Origin of the sequence: Amycolatopsis sp. NBC_01307 (assembly GCF_035975215.1) — a bacterium.
Lineage (GTDB): Bacteria > Actinomycetota > Actinomycetes > Mycobacteriales > Pseudonocardiaceae > Amycolatopsis.
Genome location: NZ_CP108403.1, coordinates 10,440,024 through 10,457,628 on the forward strand (window position 1 = coordinate 10,440,024; position 17,605 = coordinate 10,457,628).

Sequence of the window (17,605 nt, forward strand, 5' to 3'; positions counted from 1 at the left end):
GTCTTCCCCTCAGGAGGTTTCGGGCCAGGGCAGGGAGCCACTGCGGATTTCGGCGGCCGTGCGGCGCGCCCAGTCGAGCTCCGCCTGCCACGCGTGCCGGACGTACTCGACCTCGATCATGAACAGCCGCGGCGCGCCCCGGCCGACCGTGTCCGCCAACGCCGTCTCCGCGCCTTCGACGCGGGCGGCGAGGTGGCGGGCGCGTTCTTCCAGCGCGTCGGCGGCGCGCTCGGGCCCGAGCGCGCCGAGGTAGCTGACCGCCGCGACGAACTTCGGGTACTCGTCGACGGGCACGCGCACGAGCTCGTCCAGCCAGGCGACGAACTCCTGCCGGCCGAGCTCGGTGTGCGTGTAGACGGTCCGCTCCGGCCGGTTGCCCTCCCGGACCGTCTCGACGGGCTCGATCCAGCGGTGCTTGGCCAGGGACTCCACGGTGTCGTAGAGCGACCCGGGGTTGATCTTGAAACTGGAGTCCTTGTGCCGTTCGCGCAGCGTGGACGCCATTTCGTACGGGTGCATCGGGCGTTCCAGCAGCAGGCCCAGCAGGGCGAGCGCCAGGGTGTTGCGGATCTTGCGAGCTGCCATGGTCTTCAGTCGCTCCCTATTAGTCGGTTCCGACTATACGGGTGCGGTCAAGCCAGTCAGCGTGCCAGGGACGCATGAAGGCGGCGCAGGCCGGTGCACCGCGGCTGACGTCAGCGCACGTCGAGCGCCGTCACCCCGGAGACGTAGCGGCCGCCCTTGACGTCGCCGAGCGGGACGAGCCGCGGCAGCGCGAGCGCGGCGCCGTCCTCCGCAGTGGACAGCAGCAGCGGACGGCCGCCCGTGGACTCTTCCGCGAGCGTGACCGCGGCGCCGTACCCGTCGTCGCCGACCGCGATCACGGCCGTGTCCGGCCGCGGCAGCACGCCGGCGACCAGCAGGACCAGCCGCAGCGACGGCCCGGTCTCGGTGTGCGTCTGCTGGCCGGCGCCCGAGGCGAACGTCGCCGTCACGGTGCGGGACGGCAGCAGCTTCAGCAGCGACGGCGGCAGCGTGACGGACCGGTGCGCGGACGTGATCCGCACTGCCCGTTCGGCCGCCGCGGCGTTCGACACGGCGATCCGCACCGACCGGACGTCGTCGACGCGGCGGCTGCGGTCCCGGTCGCCGGGCACGACCAGGTCGGTCTCGCGGCCGGTGGTGAGAACGGCGGGGTGGTTGCCGAACGCCGGGTCCAGCTCGGCCAGCGCGAAGGTGACCGAGCGGTGCGCGGCGCCGGTGACGGTCACCGTCACCCGCAGCGCGGTGTTCTTCCCCGGCGGCAGAACCGGCGTCGCGGCGGCGACCACCTTGGTCAGGTCGACGCCGGTGACCCGCGGATACGTCGTTTCGCCCAGGGCCTTCAGCTGCGAAGCGGTGTAGGACGCCGGAGTCGTGACCGCACCTTCGACGGTGAGCGTCCGGGTCGACGCCCCGGCGGCGGTCGTCGTGCCGGCGAGCAGCACGGTCGTCAGGGCGAGCACACGGAACAGCATCCGACCTCCAGAAGCCGCAAATGCGGAGCGAATACCGCACTTTAACCGTTTTTGAGCCAAGTTTCCGAGATTGCGAGGATCGCTAGGGTGGCCGCATGACGGGGGAGCTGAAGCGCGCCCGGCTGGGGGTTTCGGTCGTGTTCGCGGTCTGCGGCGCGGCGTTCGCGACCTGGCTGGCGCGGGTGCCGGCGGTGCAGGCGCAGCTGGGGCTGAGCACCGGGCAGCTGGCGACGGGCTTGTTCGGGCTGGCCGCCGGGTCGGTGCTCGCGCTGCTCGGCGCCGGGGCGCTGCTCGCCCGGATCGGCAGCCGCGCGGCCGTCGTGCTCGGCGCCGTCGTGCTGTGCGCCGGTCTGCCGCTGGTCTCGTTCGCCTGGTCCGCGCCCGTGTTCGTCGCCGCGCTGGTGGTGCTCGGCGTCGGCAACAGCCTGCTCGACGTCGCGATGAACGCGCACGCGGCCTGCGTCGAGGACGGTTACGGCCGCCCGATCTTCGCCGGCTTCCACGCCTTCTGGAACATCGGCGGCCTCGCGGGCTCCGGCGTCGACGCGCTGATGGAGGCCACCCACGTCCTGGTGTCGGTGCACTTCCCGATCGCCGGCGCGGTGCTGCTCGCGCTCGCCCTGTGGGCGGCCCGCACGCGCTTCCTCACCGGCGCCGACCGCGGCCAGGGCGAGGCGGCGTTCGCGTGGCCGGGCCGCGCGCTGGTGCCGCTCGGCGTGATCGCGTTCTGCGGGTTCGTCGCCGAGGGCGCGGTCAACAGCTGGAGCGCGGTGTACCTGGCCGACGTCACCGGCGCGACGCCCGCACTCGCGTCGCTCGGCTACTTCGCCTTCTCGACGACGATGATCGCGATCCGCCTCGTCGCCGACCGGGTCGTGGCCCGGACGGGCGCGGTGCGGTTCGCGCGTGCAGCGACCGTGGTCGCGGTGCTGGGGTTCGTCGTGGTCCTGCTCGCGCCGTGGCCGGTGGCGGTGATCCTGGGATTCGCGGTGGTCGGGCTCGGCGTGGCCGGGATCGTGCCGATCGCGTGGAGCGTGGCGAGCCGCAAGCAGGCGGACAAGCCGGGCCAGGCGGTGGCCGCCGTCGCCGCCTGCGGTTACCTGGGGTTCCTGGTCGAGCCGGTGCTGGTCGGCGCGCTGGCGACGCGGGTCGGGTTGCACTGGGCGTTGTCGTCGGCGGTCGTGGTGACGCTCGGGATCTTCGCGCTGGCGCCGTCACTGCGGGAAGCCAGCCGCCGCAGCCCTTCGGCCGACGGGGTACCGGGCGCCGCGGTGTAGACGAGCAGCCGGTGCTCGTGGCCCGGCACCGCGAGGATCTCGCAGTCGAGCTCCAGCGCGCCGGCCACCGGGTGGACGGTCCGCTTGGTCAGCGTCCGCTGCACCGCGACCTCCCGCTCGGCCCACAGCCGGGCGAACTCCGGGCTCGTTCCCCGCAGTTCGTCCACGAGCGACCGGACCGCCGGATCGGCCGGGTACCGGCCGCCCGCGCGCAGGTCCGCGACGCACAGCCGGGCCAGGTCCAGCCGGTTGCCGGTGATCGTGTCGCCGGTGTCGAACAGCCGGCGCAGCCGGTTGCGACGCCGCGCCGGCCAGCCGGCCGGGTCGCCGATCAGCGCGACGAGCATCCGGTTCCAGGCGACCATGTCGAAACCGGCGTCGATCACCATCGCGGGCACGTCGTCGAGGCGCTCGAGCAGCCGCAGGACGTTGGCGGGCACTGCGCGCGGCGGGGTCACCGGCACCGGGTGGGCCAGCCGCCGCAGGTAGGCGTGCTCGTCGCCGGTCAGCCGCAGCGCCCGCCCGAGCGCGGCGAGGACCTGCTCCGACGGCCGCGGCCCGCGGCCCTGCTCGAGCCGCACGTAGTAGTCGACGGAGATCCCGGCCAGCAGCGCGACTTCCGCGCGCCGCAACCCGGGCGTCTGGCGTCGCGGGCCGGGCACGAGCCCGACGTCGCCCGGCTGCAGCCGCGCGCGGCGGCTGCGCAGGAAACCGCTCAGTTCCACGCTGTCCACCGTGCCATCATCACCCCGGCCCGGGGTGGTACCGGCGGGCCTACCCCGGTCACCCGGATCGGGACGAGCCTGGACGCATGACGATTCTGGTGACCGGAGCCCGCGGGAACGTCGCCCGCGCGCTGGTGGGACAGCTGCTCGACGCGGGGCAGGATGTCCGCGCGGCCGGCCGCGATCCGAGCCGCGCCCGGCTGCCCGACGGCGTCGAGGTGGTTGCGGCCGACCTGGCCCGGCCCGAGAGCTGGGACGCGGCGCTGAACGGCGTCACGAAGGTGTTCCTCTACGCCGGGACGGCCGGGCTCGGCGGGTTCCTCTCCCACGCGGGTGGCCTGGCGCAGGTGGTCCTGCTGTCCGCGGCGGGCGCCGACCCGGCGTCGGACGACGCCATCACCCGCGCCCACGGCGAAGCCGAGCAGGCGGTGCGCGACGCGGGAGTCCCGTGGACGTTCCTGCGTCCGGGCGGGTTCGCGGCCAACCGGCTGCTGTGGACCGAGCCGATCCGGACGGCCGGCGTGGTGCGCGACCCGTTCCCGGGCTCGCACTCGGCGCTGATCCACGAGGCGGACATCGCCGCCGTCGCCGCGTGCGCGCTGACGGCGTCCGGGCACCTCGGCGCCGAGCACACGCTGACCGGACCCGAGTCGCTGACGGTGCGGCGCCAGGCCGAGCTGATCGGTCTCGCCACCGGCCGTCCGGTGCGCGTCGAAGTCCAGGACCTCGACGACTACCGCCGTGAGCTGACGACGGCGTTCGAGGCCCGGGGGCTGGGCGCGGTCGGTTCGGCGGACGTCGTCGAAGCGCGGATCCGGCGGCTGGCGGCACTGGTGGACCGGCCCCAGCCGACGACGGAGACGGTCCAGGACGTGACCGGCCGCCCGGCGCGTGGCTTCGCGGAATGGGCCGCGGACCACGCCGCCGATTTCGGCTGACCGCTCAGGCTTCGTGCTCGCGCAGCAGCCGGCGGACGGCTTTCCGGTCACCCTCGATCGTGACGCGGCCGTCGGCGAGCGCGGCGTCGAGGTCACCGGGCTTTTCGAGCAGCGCGTTGAGGGTGTGCGGGTCGGTCCGGACGACGGCGTCTGGACCGTTCGGCTCGCCTGGCTCGACGGTCAGCCGCCCGGGTTCGGTGCGGACCGTCCACACGCGACTGTCCAGTTCGACGCGGTAGCAGGCCTTCCCGCGCGGGCGCGCGGAGCCGCGGAGGAACAGCAGCACCGACGTCGCGCCGAGCGTCGCATCCCGGGGGAGCGGGACTTGCGCGGCCCACGCGCCCAGCGCGAGCACGATCGGCTCCAGCTCACGGCCCCACGCCGTCAGCTCGTAGACGGTCGAACCGGCGGGCGGCGGCAGCGTCCGGCGGGTCACGACGCCCCGGCCTTCAAGCTCGCGAAGCCGGTCGGTGACCAGGTTGGAGCTGGCACCCGGCAGCGCGCGGCGGACGTCGGAAAACCGTTGCGGCCCCAGGAGAAGCTCACGCACGACGAGCAACGCCCACCGCTCTCCGACGACGTCGAGCGCGCGGGCGGTGGCGCACGCGTCTCCGTAGCTGCGACTGGTCGGCATGACGCTAATTTACAACCTTGAGGTTGTTTTTAACAACTACCGTGGCCTACGGTGAGGCTCTGGACGTCGAACGGAAGGAACCGGTCATGGCCTCTCCGGTCGTGCACTTCGAGATCATCGGCACCGACCCGGCCCGGCTGCGCGGGTACTACGGCGAGCTGTTCGGCTGGGAGTTCGACACGTCGGGCCCGGTGTCGGACCAGGTGTCGGAGCCGGGCGAGTACGGCTTCGTGGAAACGGACGGCATCCCCGGGGGCGTCGGCGGCGGCGCGTCCTTCGCGCGGCAGACGGTGTTCTACGTGGGTGTCCCGGACGTCGCGGCGGCGCTGGAGCAGGCCGAACGCCTGGGCGGCACGCGCCGCATGGGCCCGGACCGCGCGCCGGGCCGCGACCTGGTGGTCGCCCACTTCACCGACCCGGAAGGCAACCTGATCGGCCTCGCCGGCCCGGCTTGACGAGCGCTCAGTGCTCCTCGGCCGTGCCCTGGACGTCGGCGCGGCACGCCTCCAGGAACCGTTCGCCCGCTTCGCTGATCCCGGTCAGCACCCGGTCGAGGCTTTCCTTGCGCACCACCGGTTCCTCGGTATCCAGTTCGGCGAGGACGGCGTTCACGCCACCGCGGGCGGCCTTCCACAGTTCCTTGCCGCGCCGGCGTGGCTCGTCGGTGCCGAAGAGTTCCACCTGGTTGTAGGCCTTGCGAAGCTCGCCGCGGCGTTCGCGCCACCTGTCCTCGATCACGTCCCGGTTTTTCAGCAGCTCCGGGAACTCCGCCCGGATCAGCTGGAACGCTTCCTCGCTCGCCGTCGAGAGGCCGGCGTACGCCTTGACGCGCTCGTCGCGCAGCCAGGTGGCGCGGTCCGCCGCGCGCTTCAGCGCTTCGGTCCGCTGGGTCGCCTTCAGCTTGCGACCCTCCACGAACGTCGTGGTCAGCAGGGTCAGCACCACCCCGCCGAGCGTCGCGCCCACGGTGATCAGCTGCGTGGTCGTCCCCGAGTCCATGCCGGGATCATCCCAGGACGTCGTAAACCGCCTGGACGTACGTGCCGCTGCGGTCGGAACCGATGATGCCCGGGCCCATCCGGTTCATCATGTACGAGATCGTCAGCCGCCGGTCGAGGTCCATGATGATCATCGAACCGCCCCAGCCGCCCCAGAAGCAGATGCGGCCGTCCGGGATCCACGGCACCGCCTCCCGCAGCGGCAGCCCGTAGCCGATGCCCCAGCGCAACGGGACGCCGAGCCCGAGGTCGACGCCGTTGGCCTGCTCCTCGAAGATCACGTCGATCGTGTCCGGGCCGAGCAGGCGGACGCCGTCGACCGTGCCGCCGCGGGCCAGCGCCGACAGCATCCGCGCGACCGACCGCGCGTTGCCGTGCCCGTTCACCGCGCCCAGGTCCGCGCGGCGCCACGCCGGCGTGTTCGCGACGTTCGCGTCGATGACCGGCCCGGTCAGCGTCTTGACGATCACGTTGTCCGCGCCCAGCGCCACGAGGTCGAACTCCGCGGGCGGCGGCGGGACGACGTCCGCGATCCGGCCCCAGTCCGCTTCGGCGGCCCCGATCTGGAAGTCGGCCCCCAGCGGCCCGGCGATCTCCTCGGCGACGAACGCCTTCAGGGGCTTCCCGCTCACCCGGCGGACGACCTCGCCGACCAGGTGCCCGAAGTTCGCCGCGTGGTAGCCCGAAGCCGTCCCGGGCGTCCACCACGGCGCCTGCGTGGCCATCCGGGCGGTCGACGTCGCCAGGTCGTAGAGGTCCTCGACCGTCGCGGGCTGCTCCAGGCCGGAGACGCCGGAGGTGTGCGACAGCAGGTGCCGGACCTCGACGTTCTCCTTGCCGTTGGCCGCGAACTCCGGCCAGTACCGCGCGACCGGCGCGTGGACGTCGAGGTCGCCGCGGTCGGCGAGCATCAGCGCGGCCAGGCTGGTCACGGTCTTCGTCGTCGACCACACGTTGGTGATGGTGTGCTCGTCCCAGGTCAGAGTGCGCGCCTGGTCGCGGAAGCCGCCCCAGAGGTCGACGACGACGTCGCCGTCGAGGTCGACGACGAGGGACGCGCCCAGTTCGTCACCGGAGTCGACGTTCTTCTCGAGCGCGGCGCGGACGTCGTCGAAGCGGGCGTCGTGCGTTCCGTGGATGTCGGTCATGCGAGCTACGGTAAAACCTGACATCGATGTCAGGGGCAAGGATGAATGTCGTGCGTCATCCCGGATCGAGGTCCCGCGCCCGGTCGACGGCCACCATGTTCTCCTCCGCCCAGTCCCGCAGCGCGGCGAGCGGCACTTCGAGCGACCGGCCCAGGTCCGTCAGCCGGTAGTGCACCTTCGGCGGCACCGTCGCCTCCACCCGGCGCGCGACCAGGCCGTCGCGCGTCAGGCTCTGCAGAGTCACCGACAGCATCTTCTGCGAGACGCCCGGCATCCGCCGTTGCAGCTCGGCGAACCGCACTTCGTCCGGCTCGGCCTCGGCCAGCACCTTGACCGCCATCGACGTCCACTTCGTGCCGATCCGGTCCAGCAGCCGGCGCGTCGGGCACTTCGGGTCGAAGAGGTCGCCTCGGCCGGAGGGGGTCACCTGGAGCTCACCACCTGTCGTGAAAGTGCCTTCTTGGCTCTTCGGAAGCTGTTACCTACCGTTTGGTGGTAACCAATGGTAACTGCTGAGGAGACAGCGTGCGCGAGTACCGGGTCGAAGCGAACGGCATCGAGATCAACGTCGCCGACGCCGGGGAAGGGCCCGCGGTCCTGCTGCTGCACGGCTTCCCGCACACCTGGCGGCTCTGGTCACAGGTCATCCCGCACCTGGCTCGCGACCACCGCGTCCTCGCGCCGGACCTGCGTGGTCTCGGCGCGACCACGCGCGCCGACGGCGGCTACGACGCCGGAAACCTCGCCCTGGACGCCGAAGCCCTCCTCGACGCGCTGGGCGAGCCGACGGCGGCGGTCGTCGGCATCGACGCGGGCACCCCGCCCGCGTTCCTGCTCGCGCTGCGACGCCCCGAGCGCGTCCGGCGGCTCGTCCTGATGGAGTCGCTGCTGGGCCGGCTGCCCGGCGCCGAAGCCTTCCTCGCCGGCGGCCCGCCGTGGTGGTTCGGCTTCCACGCCGTGCCCGGCCTCGCCGAGACGGTCCTGGCCGGCCACGAAGCGGACTACATCGGCTGGTTCCTCGATGCCGGCACGCGAGGCCGTGGAGTACCACCGGAGATCCGCGAGCACTTCGTCGCCGCGTACACCGGGCGGGAGTCACTGCGGTGCGCGTTCGAGCACTACCGCGCCATGCCCGCGAGTGCCGCGCAGATCGCGGAAGCCGGCCGTCTCACGATGCCGACGCTGGCGATCGGCGCCCACCCGGTCGGTGACACCCTCGCGAACCAGTTGCGGCCGATCGCCGACGACCTCACGGCGCACCTCGTCGAGGACTGCGGGCACATCGTTCCGCTGGACCGCCCGGACGTCCTGGTGCCGTTGCTGACTTCTTTCCTTGACCTCGACCTTGCTGGAGCTTCAAGACTGGCGCCATGACGATCTGGATCTGCGGAACCTGCGGGGTCGAGCACCCCGACACCGAACAACCCCCGGCCGGCGCGTGCGCGATCTGCGCGGACGAACGGCAATGGGTGCCCGCCTCCGGGCAGGTGTGGACCACGCTGGAGAAACTCGCGGCCGACAGCCGCGAAATCGTGCACCACGAACTGGTACCGGGCCTGCACCGGTTCAACCGCGAACCGCCGTTCGGCATCGGCCAGTGGACGCACCTGGCGCGGACGTCCGGAGGCAACCTGCTGTGGGACCCGCCGAACCACCTCGACCCGGCCCTGGTCGCGAAGATCGAGGAGCTGGGCGGGGCCGCGGTGATCGTGGCCAGCCACCCGCACATGTACGGCTCGCAGGTCAGCTGGAGCCACCGCCTCGGGCGCGTCCCGGTGCTGGTGCACGCCGCCGACCGGCGGTGGGTGCGGCGCGAGGACCCGGTGCTGCGGGAGTGGTCCGGCACCGAGCGGGTCCTGCCCGGCGTGACGCTCGTCGAGGCGGGCGGCCACTTCCCCGGCGCCGCCGTGGCCCACGTCGGCACCGACACCGGCGGCGTGCTGCTGACCGGCGACACGATCGTGCCCGTCGTGGACGCGGGCTGGGTGACGTTCATGCGCAGCTACCCGAACAAGATCCCGCTTTCCGCGGCGCTGGTGCGGCGGATCGTCGACCGGCTCGAGCCGTACGAGTTCGATCGGCTGTACGGCCTGCTGGGCGGGACGGTGCTCGGCGACGCGAAGGGCGCGGTGCGCCGGTCTGCGGAGCGCTACATCGGCTGGGTGAGTGGCGCGAACGACCACCTCGGCTGAACGGGAATCGCGCACCCGAAAGAAGTATTTCCTCGCCCCCTTCAATTTATAGCCGACCCCGGGGCTTGCGGCAAGGCCGGGGTGATGCCGCAGAATGGCCCGCCGTAGGCCGTGAACAGGGGAAATGGGGATTCTTAAGTGCGTGTTTTGCTGACGACGTGGGGATCGCGCGGGGACGTCGAACCGCTGGTGGGACTCGCGGTGGCGTTGCGGGAACTGGGGGCGGAGGCGCTGGTCGCGGCGCCGCCGGACGACGATTTCGTGGCGCTGCTGGAGCGGGCCGGGGTCCCGCTGGTGCCGCTCGGCCCGACGGTGCATTCGGTGGTCGCCAACCCGAAACCACCGACCGGGGCGGACGCGTTCAAGCTCGCTCCCGCGCTGGTCGCCGCGCGGTTCGAAACGCTCGGCGCGGTGGCCGGGGAATGTGACGTGCTGCTGGCGACCGGCCTGTTGCCGGCCGGCGCCCGGGACGTGGCCGAAAAGCGGGGAATTCCGTACGTGTACGCGTGTTTCCACATCTTCGGGCTGCCGTCGCGGCAGTTCGCGCCGGGGATGCGGCCGGGAACGCCGTCGCCCGAGGAGGAGACCGACCTCGAGGTGCGGTGGGCGCAGGACGCCGAGCGGGTGAACGCGCTGTACGGCCCGGAGCTGAACAGCCGGCGGGCGGCGATCGGCCTGCCGCCGGTGGACAACGTCCGCGACCACGTGTTCACCGACCGGCCGTGGCTGGCGGCGGACCCGGCGCTGTGCCCGTCCGAGGGCATGACGAACCTCGACCTGGTGCAGTCCGGCGCGTGGATCCTGCCCGATGACCGGCCGCTGCCGGCGGACCTGGAGGCGTTCCTGGACGCCGGCGAACCGCCGGTCTACGTGGGCTTCGGCAGCATGGCCGCGTACGCCCCGGAGGGCATCGCCCGCGAAGCCACCGAAGCGGCCCGCGCCCAGGGCCGCCGGGTGGTCCTGGGCCGCGGCTGGGCCGGCCTGACCGCGATCGACGACGCCGAGGACTGCTTCGTCATCGGGGAGGTCAACCAGCAGGCGCTGTTCCGCAGGGTGGCCGCGGTCGTCCACCACGGCGGCGCGGGCACCACGACCACAGCCGCCCGGGCGGGCGCGCCCCAGGTGGTGGTGCCCCGGATCGCGGACCAGCCGTACTGGGCGGAGCGGGTGGCCGGACTGGGCATCGGAGTAGCGCACGAGAGCCCGACCCCGACGGCCGAGTCACTGTCAGCCGCGTTCACCACGGCCCTGACTCCCGAGATGCGGACCCAGGCCCAAGCGGTGGCGAGCACAATCCGCGACGACGGGGCGACGGTAGCCGCGAAGACGCTCCTCGACGTCGCGAGCCAGGGACGCCGGTAGCTGCGCGAGCCACGCCGCGCGTCACACCCATCGACGCGCGGCGCGGTTCGAGCGGCTTCAGGTAGTCGAGGCGTCCCGTTCCGGCCCCACGCGCCGCATCCGACGGGCGCGCGGCGGCGCGGTTCGACGATCGCGCCCGCTTCCGCACTACGTGAGCCGCGCCGCGTGCCGCACCCGGCGGCGCGGGCCCGGTTCGTTGTCGATCAGGGACCGCGTGGCCTGGCCCGCGCATCGCATCCGGCGGCGCCCGGCGCGGTTCTGCGAACGACGGTCGGCGTCCGCTCCCGCACTACGTGAGCCGCGCCGCGTGCCGCATCCAGCGGCGCGCGGCCCGGTTCGTTCGGCACCCGGGCGTCGGGCGCACTACCCACTCACGGCTCAGGCGGTCGGGCGGCCCGCTCCCGCGTAGTCGTCGCCGTCCTTGCGGTACGTGTGGACCTGCACGGCCTGCCCGGTCTGCGGCGCGTCGATCATCTGCTGGTTGCCGATGTAGAGACCGACGTGGTGGATCTTCGTCGTCGGCTCGCCGTAGAAGATCAGGTCGCCCAGCTGCGGCTCGGTCACGTGCGCCACGCTGCGGTACTGCGTGTCGGCCGTGCGCATCAGCTTGACGCCCGCGCTCGCGTACGCCGCCGTCGTCAGGCCCGAGCAGTCGAAGCCCGGGTCGCCGCCGCCGGTGCCGTTGCCGCCCCAGATGTAGGGGAGGCCGATCTTGTCGATGGCGAAGTTGACCGCGCTCAGCACCGCCGCGTTCGGCGCCGCCGAGCCCTGGCCGACCGTGCCGTAGACGTTGACCGTCGCGAGCGTCCGGTGCAGGAACAGCGGCGCCGACTGCAGCGCGCTCACCGAGTCCCACCAGGTCTGCCCCTGGGAGAGGTCGTGGCCGTCGGCGCACAGCGCGCGGCCGGTGGACAGCGCCGCGTCGTCGATGTTCTGCACGTCCGGGGTGCCGCCCGACGCGCTCGTCTTGTACTTCCCCCAGATCGCCGGCGACAGCTGCATCGGCCCGGCGGCGTTCGCCGTCGAGACGACCTTGTTGTAGAAGTCGCGCACCTCGACCGTGCCGAGCGGCTTGCTCAGCACGCCGGCGGCACCCAGCTGCCCGCCCTGCGCGCGGCCGTGGTCGGAGGTGACCTTCCCGACCGCCGCCAGCGTCACCCACGACAGGTGACAGCCCGGGATCTCCTTGGTCAGCGTCACCGTGGCCTGCGCGTAACCGGTCATCGCGCGCAGCGGGATGTCGAGCCACTGGCTGGTCTTCGACGCCCACTCGTCGAACTCGCTCGCCTGCGGCAGCTTCGGCTGCGTCGGCGGCGGCGTGGTCGCTTTCGGGACCACTGTCGGGACCACCGACGGCGTCGGCGCGGCCGTCGCGGCGGCGTTCTCGGCCGTCTCCTGCTTCGGCGCGAACTGGATCGCGACCACGAGCGCGGCCGCGATCACGACGACCGCGGCCACCACGATCCCGGCGCGGCGTCGGCGCGGCGGCGGCGTGTTCTCCGGGACGACCACGGGCTCTTCGCTCACCGCGCGGCTCCGGTCAGCCGGTCCAGCACGAAGCCGCGCAGGCCGTCGAGGTCGGTGTCCATCGCGACCTCGATCAGCCGGCCGGGGGAGAACTGCGGATCCTCTTCGCCGAGCCGGCGCCGGTCGACCAGGGTCTGGCCGCGCGCCGGGCCCAGCCCGCAGTCGACGTCGACGCGGTAGGTCTCGGTGTGCAGGATCCCGGGCGAGATCGCCTCGGCGACCGCGACGGCGTCGTGCATGACCATCCGGTCCTCGCCGAAGATCCGCGTGTAGTGCCGGCGGTAGGTCGAGGTGAGCCCCTCGAGCGTCGCGCCGATCGGCCCGGACGCGGCGAGCTTCGCCAGCCACTCGGCGTCGACGGCGCACCGGTGCGTGAGGTCCAGCGGCACCAGCACCACCGGGACGTCCTCCTCGACCAGCACCCGCCGGGCCGCCTCGGGGTCGCTCCAGATGTTGAACTCCGCCGCCGCGGTGCTGTTGCCGAAAGTGACCCCACCGCCCATGACCACCAGCCGGGCGATCTTCTCCCGCGCGCCCGGGTGGGCGGCCAGCAGCGCGGCGATGTTCGTCAACGGCCCGATCGGCGCGATCGTCACCGGCTCGTCGGCCGCCTCGAGCAGCGCGAGCATCAGGCTGACGGCGTCCCGCTCGTCGAGCGGCCGGGTCGCCTCGGGCAGGGTGTCCGCGTGGCCGGACAGGCCGTCACCGCCGTGGACCTCTTTCGCGTCACGCGGCTTCGAGTAGACCAGCGGGCGGGCGGCGCCGGCCGCGACCGGCACGTCGGTGCGGCCGAACAGCTCCAGCAGCCGCCGCGCGTTCGCCGTGGTCTTGTCCAGGGGCACGTTGCCGAACACGGTCGTCACGCCCAGGAGGTCGACGTCCGGCGAGACCGCGGCCAGCGCGATCGCCAGCGCGTCGTCGACGCCCGGGTCGGTGTCGATGATCAGCTTCGTGCCCATCCAGCTCCCCTTGCCTGTGAACCCGTCCCGCACACAGGTTACGGTCACCGGCATGACGTCGATGTGGGGTGCGCCCGCTCTTTCGCGGGTGCGGGCCTGGCGGCAGGCGCGCCGCGACCCGCGGCAGGCGAAGTTCCTGACCGCCGACTCGCTGCGCTGGGTCCTGCGCAACCACGCGTACACACCCTGGTACCTGGTCCGGTACTACCGGCTGCTCAAGTTCCGGCTCGCCAACCCGCACATCATCCTGCGCGGGATGCTGTTCCTCGGGAAGGACGTCGAGATCCACTGCCGCCCCGGCTACGGCAGGCTGGAGATCGGCCGCTGGGTCCACATCGGCGACGGCAACGCCATCCGCTGCCACGAGGGTTCGCTGCGGATCGGCGACAAGTCCGTGTTCGGCCGCCAGAACGTCATCAACTGCTACCTCGACATCGAGCTCGGCGCGGCCACCCTGGTCGCCGACTGGGTGTACATCTGTGACTTCGACCACGTCATTTCGGACATCCATGTCCCGATCAAGGACCAGGGCATCGTCAAGACGCCGGTCCGCATCGGCCCGGACACCTGGCTCGGCACCAAGGTCAGCGTCCTGAAGGGCACCCGCATCGGCCGCGGCTGCGTGCTCGGCGCCCACGCGGTCGTCCGCGGCGACATCCCGGACTACTCGATCGCGGTCGGCATGCCGGCCCGCGTCGTGCGCAACCGCGAAGACGACTACGCCGCCGACACCGCGCGCCGCGAAGCCGTCGCGGACATGGCCCGCAAGGCGAGCAAGGCCCTGCAGAAAACCCTCGGCGAGCAGTAGAACCACTCAGGCCCGTCATCGTCGATCCGGCCATACTGACCGGGTGGGGGAAGTCCGTACGCTCTGGGCCTCGGTCGTCCTGGCGCTGTGCGCGGTGGGCCTGCTGCTCGTCGTTCCATACCTGGTCCTGCAGGGGTTCCTGGCGAGCTTCCCGGTGTTCGGCACGAGCACGCACGAGGGCGACGGCTACCTGACCTGGGCGGCCTGGCTCGGCGCCGGGCTGCCGCTGGTGGGCGTGGTCGTCGCGGCGGCCACGCGGCGCCGAGGGTGGACGTGGTTCTTCGGGATCTGCCTTCTCGTGGCCGTCGCGGTCGCCGGGATGAACTGGGCCGGCCACGTTCGCCACGCCCCGCCCGCGCCGGTGGGGCTGCGCCACTGCGTCGAGCGCAGCGGCGGCGGCACCGAATGCCCGGGCGGCTGACTACTCCTCGAAGGTCATCTCCGGCGGCGGCCGGCGGAAGCCGCGGGTGATCGCCGCCAGCACCACGATGCCGATCGCCAGCCAGACCACGCCGAAGATCAGCGCGATGCCGTCCAGGTTGACCAGCAGCCACAGATCGACCACGGCGCCGATCACCGGGAAGACCACCCAGGTCAGCACCCGTTTCCCGGACCGGTCGCGCAGCCAGGTCGCGATCACGCTGACGTTGACGAACGTGAACGCCGTGAACGCGCCGAAGTTGATGAACGACGTCGACGTGCTGACGTCCAGGGCCAGCGCGACCAGCCCGACGATCCCGGTCAGGACGATGCCGAACACCGGCGTCGCGAACTTCGGCTGGAGCTTGCCGAACACGCGCGGCAGCACGCCGTCGCGGCCCATCGCGTACATCAGCCGCGACGCGCTCGCCTGCGCGGCGATCCCGGACGCGAACTGCGCGACGACCAGGCCGGCGAGGAAGAACGACGCGAAGAGGTTGCCGCCGATCGTCGTCGCGATCTCGAACGCGGCGGACGACTCGTCGGTGAACGCGCTGCCCGGGTGGGCGAGCTGGGTGAAGTAGGCGAGCACGATGAAGATGCCGCCGCCGATCAGCGCGGTGAGCAGGATGGCGCGGGGGATCGTCTTGCGCGGCTCGATCGTCTCCTCGGTCAACGTCGTCACCGCGTCGAAGCCCAGGAACGAGTACGTCGCGAGCGCGGCGCCACCGGAGATCGTGCCCAGCGTGGCACCGGAGTGGAAGAACGGCTGCGAGCTCGCCAGCGCGTCCCCGACGTGCAGCACCTGCTTGATCGAAAGCACGACGAAGAAGCCGATCACCAGGATCTGGAACGCCATCAGCACGAAGTTCGCCTTCTCGGCGATCTTGATGCCGAGCACGTTGAGGATCGTCGTCAGCAGGATAAAAGTAATCAACCAGATCCAATTGGGCACGCTGGGGAACTCGGCGGAGAGGTAGGCGCCGCCGATCAGCCAGATCACCATCGGCAGGAAGAAGTAGTCGAGCAGCACCGCCCAGCCGACGAGGAACCCGGCGCGCGCGTCGACCGCTTTCCGGACGTAGGTGTAGGCCGAGCCGGCGACGGGGTGGGTGGCGGCCATCTTCCCGTAGCTGGCCGCGGTGAACAGCATCGCGACCAGGGCGAGCAGGTACGCCGAGGGCACGGTGCCCTCGGTCGTCGTCGCGACGATGCCGAACGTGCCGAGCACGATCAGCGGCGCCATGTAGGCGAGCCCGAACAGGACGACGCCGGGCAGGCCGAGCCGGCGCTGCAGGGCGGCCGGGGCCGCGGCCGTGGAGGTCATCGGTCGTCTCCTTCTCGTGGACGCCAGCGGTCCGGGTCGATCCGGCCCTGGTAGAGCGGCAGGGGCAGCGGCGCGTCGGCCGGGGTGAACTGCTCCCACATCCGGTTGGTGCCCGCGGTGCCCTCGCGGCGAACACGTGCCACCTCGTCGAGGTCGATCGTGTGCGCGAGGACGCCCTCGCCGGGCCCGGGCAGCGCGCCGAGGACGTCACCCTCCGGCCCGACGAGCAGGCTGTCGCCCATGCCGAACGGCCCGGCCGTGTTCACGCTGGCGACGAACACCTGGTTGACGATCGCGTTCGCCCGCGCCAGGACCAGTTCCTGCGCGCGGTCGGGGGTCGTGGTCTGGACGGGGTTGAGCACCACCTCGGCGCCCATCCAGGCGAGGTGGCGGGTCACTTCGGGGAACCACGCGTCGTAGCAGATCGAGAAGCCCACGCGCCCGGCGTCGGCCAGATCGGCGACGACGAACTCCGTGCCGGGGTCGTACGGCTCGTGCGGCCGCCACGGGAAGACCTTCCGGTACCAGCCGGCCAGCTCGCCCTGCGGCGAGAAGACCAGGGCGGTGTTGAACAGCTCGCCGTGGTCGCCTTCTTCGCAAACGGTGCCCGGAGCGAGCCAGATCCCCAGGTCACCGGCCAGTTCCGCCAGCTCCATCGTCCGGGGCCCGTGCAGCGGCTCGGCGGCGGCCCGCAGCTGCGCGGTGCGTTCGTCGCCCTCGCCCTCGACGCCGCAGAGGTGCAGCTCGGGGAAGGCGGCCAGGCGCGTGTCCGGAAACCGGCCCAGGACGGCTTCGACCTCGCCCGCGAACCCGGCCGAGCCGGGCCGGGGCGGCGCTTGCACCAGAGCGATCGGGAGTGGTCGCGGCATGGACGGAAAATAGTCCATCTTGAACACTTAAACAAGAGTGCTCAAGATGAGCAATTTGTGCGGTACGGTCGGGTTCATGGCCACGGCAGACCTGGACGCCCCCGCCCTGACCGGCATCCGGCGGCTGTCGGCGCTGGACACCGTCCGCGCCCGGATCGCCCTCGCCATCGAGCTGGGCCTGCTGAAACCAGGGGAGCGCCTGCCGTCGAACGGCGACATCGCCCAGGCACTGGGCGTCGCCGAGATCACCGTGCGCCGGGCGCTGGAGTGCCTGGCCGAAGACGGCCTGATCGAGCGACGCCGAGGCCGCGGCGGCGGCACCCTGGTCGCCGAGCACCCACCGGCGGAGCGGGTCCGCGAGGTCGGCGCCTACCGCGAGTCGGCCGCGGAGGTCCGCGAGCTGATCGACCACCGCCTGGTCCTGGAGAGCGGTCTGGTCCAGCTGGTGGCCAGACGCCGCCCGGACATCGAGCGCCTCCGGGCGTTGGTCGCCCGGATGGACACGGCGACGGGCTGGGCGGAGTTCCACGAACTGGACGCGGAGTTCCACCTGACGGTCGCCGCACCGGGCCCTCCGGCAGCGGTCCGCCAGTACGAGGCGGTGCTCACGGAGTTGTACCGGTTCTACCTGCCGTACCCGTTGCAGAAGCTGCGCGAGTCGAACCACGAGCACGCGAAGCTGGTGAAGGCCCTGTCCTCGGGCAACAGGGACGCGGCGACCCGGATAACCCGCGACCACGTGGGAGACCTGCACCGGACGATGTTCGTCGGCCTCGCCTGACCTGCGGATTCACCCCGTGGTCGAGCCCGCGACCACGGCTCCGGGGCGTGGGTGGTCACGGATCGACCGGGACCGGCCCGGACCGACCCCGGCCCCGAGCGTGGTCCGGATCCGACGACAGCC

19 protein-coding genes and 1 pseudogene are annotated in these 17,605 nt (G+C 72.3%); 9 read left to right on the forward strand and 11 right to left on the reverse strand.

Annotation, left to right across the window (positions count from 1 at the left end):
- Window positions 1-9: 9 nt before the first annotated feature.
- Together OG439_RS47150 and OG439_RS47155 are read right to left on the reverse strand one after the other, a co-directional pair.
- Entirely contained in the window at window positions 10-585 is a 576-nt protein-coding gene (locus OG439_RS47150; protein ID WP_326946821.1) for a PadR family transcriptional regulator, read from the reverse strand.
- Window positions 586-695: 110 nt separating this feature from the next.
- Window positions 696-1,517: a hypothetical protein gene (locus tag OG439_RS47155; protein WP_326946822.1), complete on the reverse strand. Its 822-nt coding sequence runs from the start codon at window positions 1,515-1,517 to the stop codon at window positions 696-698.
- A gap of 95 nt (window positions 1,518-1,612) precedes the next feature.
- Here OG439_RS47155 and OG439_RS47160 point away from each other — a divergent pair, with 95 nt between their 5' ends.
- Window positions 1,613-2,794 carry an MFS transporter gene (locus OG439_RS47160; RefSeq protein WP_326946824.1) on the forward strand — a complete coding sequence of 394 codons (1,182 nt, stop codon included), beginning with the start codon at window positions 1,613-1,615 and terminating at the stop codon, window positions 2,792-2,794.
- Between the two features lie 11 nt (window positions 2,795-2,805).
- Here the strand turns inward: OG439_RS47160 and OG439_RS47165 are convergent.
- Window positions 2,806-3,528 (reverse strand): annotated as a pseudogene (locus OG439_RS47165) (helix-turn-helix transcriptional regulator); the annotation flags it as partial.
- A gap of 77 nt (window positions 3,529-3,605) precedes the next feature.
- On the opposite strand from OG439_RS47165, the gene OG439_RS47170 reads away from it, so the two are divergent.
- The gene (locus tag OG439_RS47170; protein ID WP_326946825.1) at window positions 3,606-4,457 is read left to right on the forward strand and encodes an SDR family oxidoreductase; all 852 of its coding nucleotides are present in this window, start codon (window positions 3,606-3,608) and stop codon (window positions 4,455-4,457) included.
- A 4-nt stretch (window positions 4,458-4,461) separates the two neighbouring features.
- Here the strand turns inward: OG439_RS47170 and OG439_RS47175 are convergent, their stop codons facing one another.
- Window positions 4,462-5,091: a winged helix-turn-helix transcriptional regulator gene (locus OG439_RS47175; RefSeq protein ID WP_326946826.1), complete on the reverse strand. Its 630-nt coding sequence runs from the start codon at window positions 5,089-5,091 to the stop codon at window positions 4,462-4,464.
- Between the two features lie 86 nt (window positions 5,092-5,177).
- Here OG439_RS47175 and OG439_RS47180 point away from each other — a divergent pair, with 86 nt between their 5' ends.
- Complete coding sequence (locus OG439_RS47180) at window positions 5,178-5,546, forward strand: VOC family protein (RefSeq protein ID WP_326946827.1); 369 nt, start codon at window positions 5,178-5,180, stop codon at window positions 5,544-5,546.
- A 7-nt stretch (window positions 5,547-5,553) separates the two neighbouring features.
- Here OG439_RS47180 and OG439_RS47185 read toward each other — a convergent pair whose 3' ends face one another.
- Genes OG439_RS47185 through OG439_RS47195 form a run of 3 tightly spaced genes read right to left on the reverse strand, consistent with a single transcriptional unit; the run spans window position 5,554 to window position 7,664 of the window.
- Window positions 5,554-6,090, reverse strand: coding sequence for a hypothetical protein (locus OG439_RS47185; RefSeq protein WP_326946828.1), 537 nt, complete (start codon window positions 6,088-6,090; stop codon window positions 5,554-5,556).
- A gap of 7 nt (window positions 6,091-6,097) precedes the next feature.
- Window positions 6,098-7,237, reverse strand: coding sequence for a serine hydrolase domain-containing protein (locus tag OG439_RS47190; protein WP_326946829.1), 1,140 nt, complete (start codon window positions 7,235-7,237; stop codon window positions 6,098-6,100).
- Window positions 7,238-7,292: 55 nt separating this feature from the next.
- Window positions 7,293-7,664, reverse strand: a complete 372-nt coding sequence (locus OG439_RS47195; RefSeq protein WP_326946830.1) for a winged helix-turn-helix transcriptional regulator — start codon at window positions 7,662-7,664, stop codon at window positions 7,293-7,295.
- A gap of 98 nt (window positions 7,665-7,762) precedes the next feature.
- On the opposite strand from OG439_RS47195, the gene OG439_RS47200 reads away from it, so the two are divergent.
- The 3 genes from OG439_RS47200 to OG439_RS47210 all read left to right on the forward strand — a co-directional run bounded on the left by OG439_RS47200 (window position 7,763) and on the right by OG439_RS47210 (window position 10,791).
- Window positions 7,763-8,611 carry an alpha/beta fold hydrolase gene (locus OG439_RS47200; protein ID WP_326946831.1) on the forward strand — a complete coding sequence of 283 codons (849 nt, stop codon included), beginning with the start codon at window positions 7,763-7,765 and terminating at the stop codon, window positions 8,609-8,611.
- Complete coding sequence (locus OG439_RS47205) at window positions 8,608-9,429, forward strand: hydrolase (protein WP_326946832.1); 822 nt, start codon at window positions 8,608-8,610, stop codon at window positions 9,427-9,429. Before OG439_RS47200 ends, OG439_RS47205 begins: the two co-directional genes overlap by 4 nt.
- A gap of 138 nt (window positions 9,430-9,567) precedes the next feature.
- Window positions 9,568-10,791 (forward strand): glycosyltransferase, encoded by a 1,224-nt coding sequence (locus tag OG439_RS47210; protein WP_326946833.1) that lies wholly within the window; start codon window positions 9,568-9,570, stop codon window positions 10,789-10,791.
- Between the two features lie 378 nt (window positions 10,792-11,169).
- On the opposite strand, the gene OG439_RS47215 is transcribed toward OG439_RS47210, so the two are convergent.
- Together OG439_RS47215 and OG439_RS47220 are read right to left on the reverse strand one after the other, a co-directional pair.
- Window positions 11,170-12,303 carry a C40 family peptidase gene (locus tag OG439_RS47215; protein WP_326951803.1) on the reverse strand — a complete coding sequence of 378 codons (1,134 nt, stop codon included), beginning with the start codon at window positions 12,301-12,303 and terminating at the stop codon, window positions 11,170-11,172.
- An 11-nt stretch (window positions 12,304-12,314) separates the two neighbouring features.
- Window positions 12,315-13,277: a nucleoside hydrolase gene (locus OG439_RS47220; protein ID WP_326946834.1), complete on the reverse strand. Its 963-nt coding sequence runs from the start codon at window positions 13,275-13,277 to the stop codon at window positions 12,315-12,317.
- A gap of 52 nt (window positions 13,278-13,329) precedes the next feature.
- Here OG439_RS47220 and OG439_RS47225 point away from each other — a divergent pair, with 52 nt between their 5' ends.
- Complete coding sequence (locus tag OG439_RS47225) at window positions 13,330-14,085, forward strand: acyltransferase (protein ID WP_326946835.1); 756 nt, start codon at window positions 13,330-13,332, stop codon at window positions 14,083-14,085.
- A gap of 43 nt (window positions 14,086-14,128) precedes the next feature.
- Window positions 14,129-14,506 carry a hypothetical protein gene (locus OG439_RS47230; protein WP_326946836.1) on the forward strand — a complete coding sequence of 126 codons (378 nt, stop codon included), beginning with the start codon at window positions 14,129-14,131 and terminating at the stop codon, window positions 14,504-14,506.
- Here OG439_RS47230 and OG439_RS47235 read toward each other — a convergent pair whose 3' ends face one another.
- Together OG439_RS47235 and OG439_RS47240 are read right to left on the reverse strand one after the other, a co-directional pair.
- Entirely contained in the window at window positions 14,507-15,832 is a 1,326-nt protein-coding gene (locus OG439_RS47235; RefSeq protein ID WP_326946837.1) for an APC family permease, read from the reverse strand.
- Complete coding sequence (locus OG439_RS47240) at window positions 15,829-16,701, reverse strand: carbon-nitrogen hydrolase family protein (RefSeq protein WP_326946838.1); 873 nt, start codon at window positions 16,699-16,701, stop codon at window positions 15,829-15,831. Before OG439_RS47240 ends, OG439_RS47235 begins: the two co-directional genes overlap by 4 nt.
- Before the next feature lie 76 nt (window positions 16,702-16,777).
- On the opposite strand from OG439_RS47240, the gene OG439_RS47245 reads away from it, so the two are divergent.
- Window positions 16,778-17,482: a FadR/GntR family transcriptional regulator gene (locus OG439_RS47245; RefSeq protein WP_326946839.1), complete on the forward strand. Its 705-nt coding sequence runs from the start codon at window positions 16,778-16,780 to the stop codon at window positions 17,480-17,482.
- The last annotated feature ends 123 nt before the right edge of the window (window positions 17,483-17,605 follow it).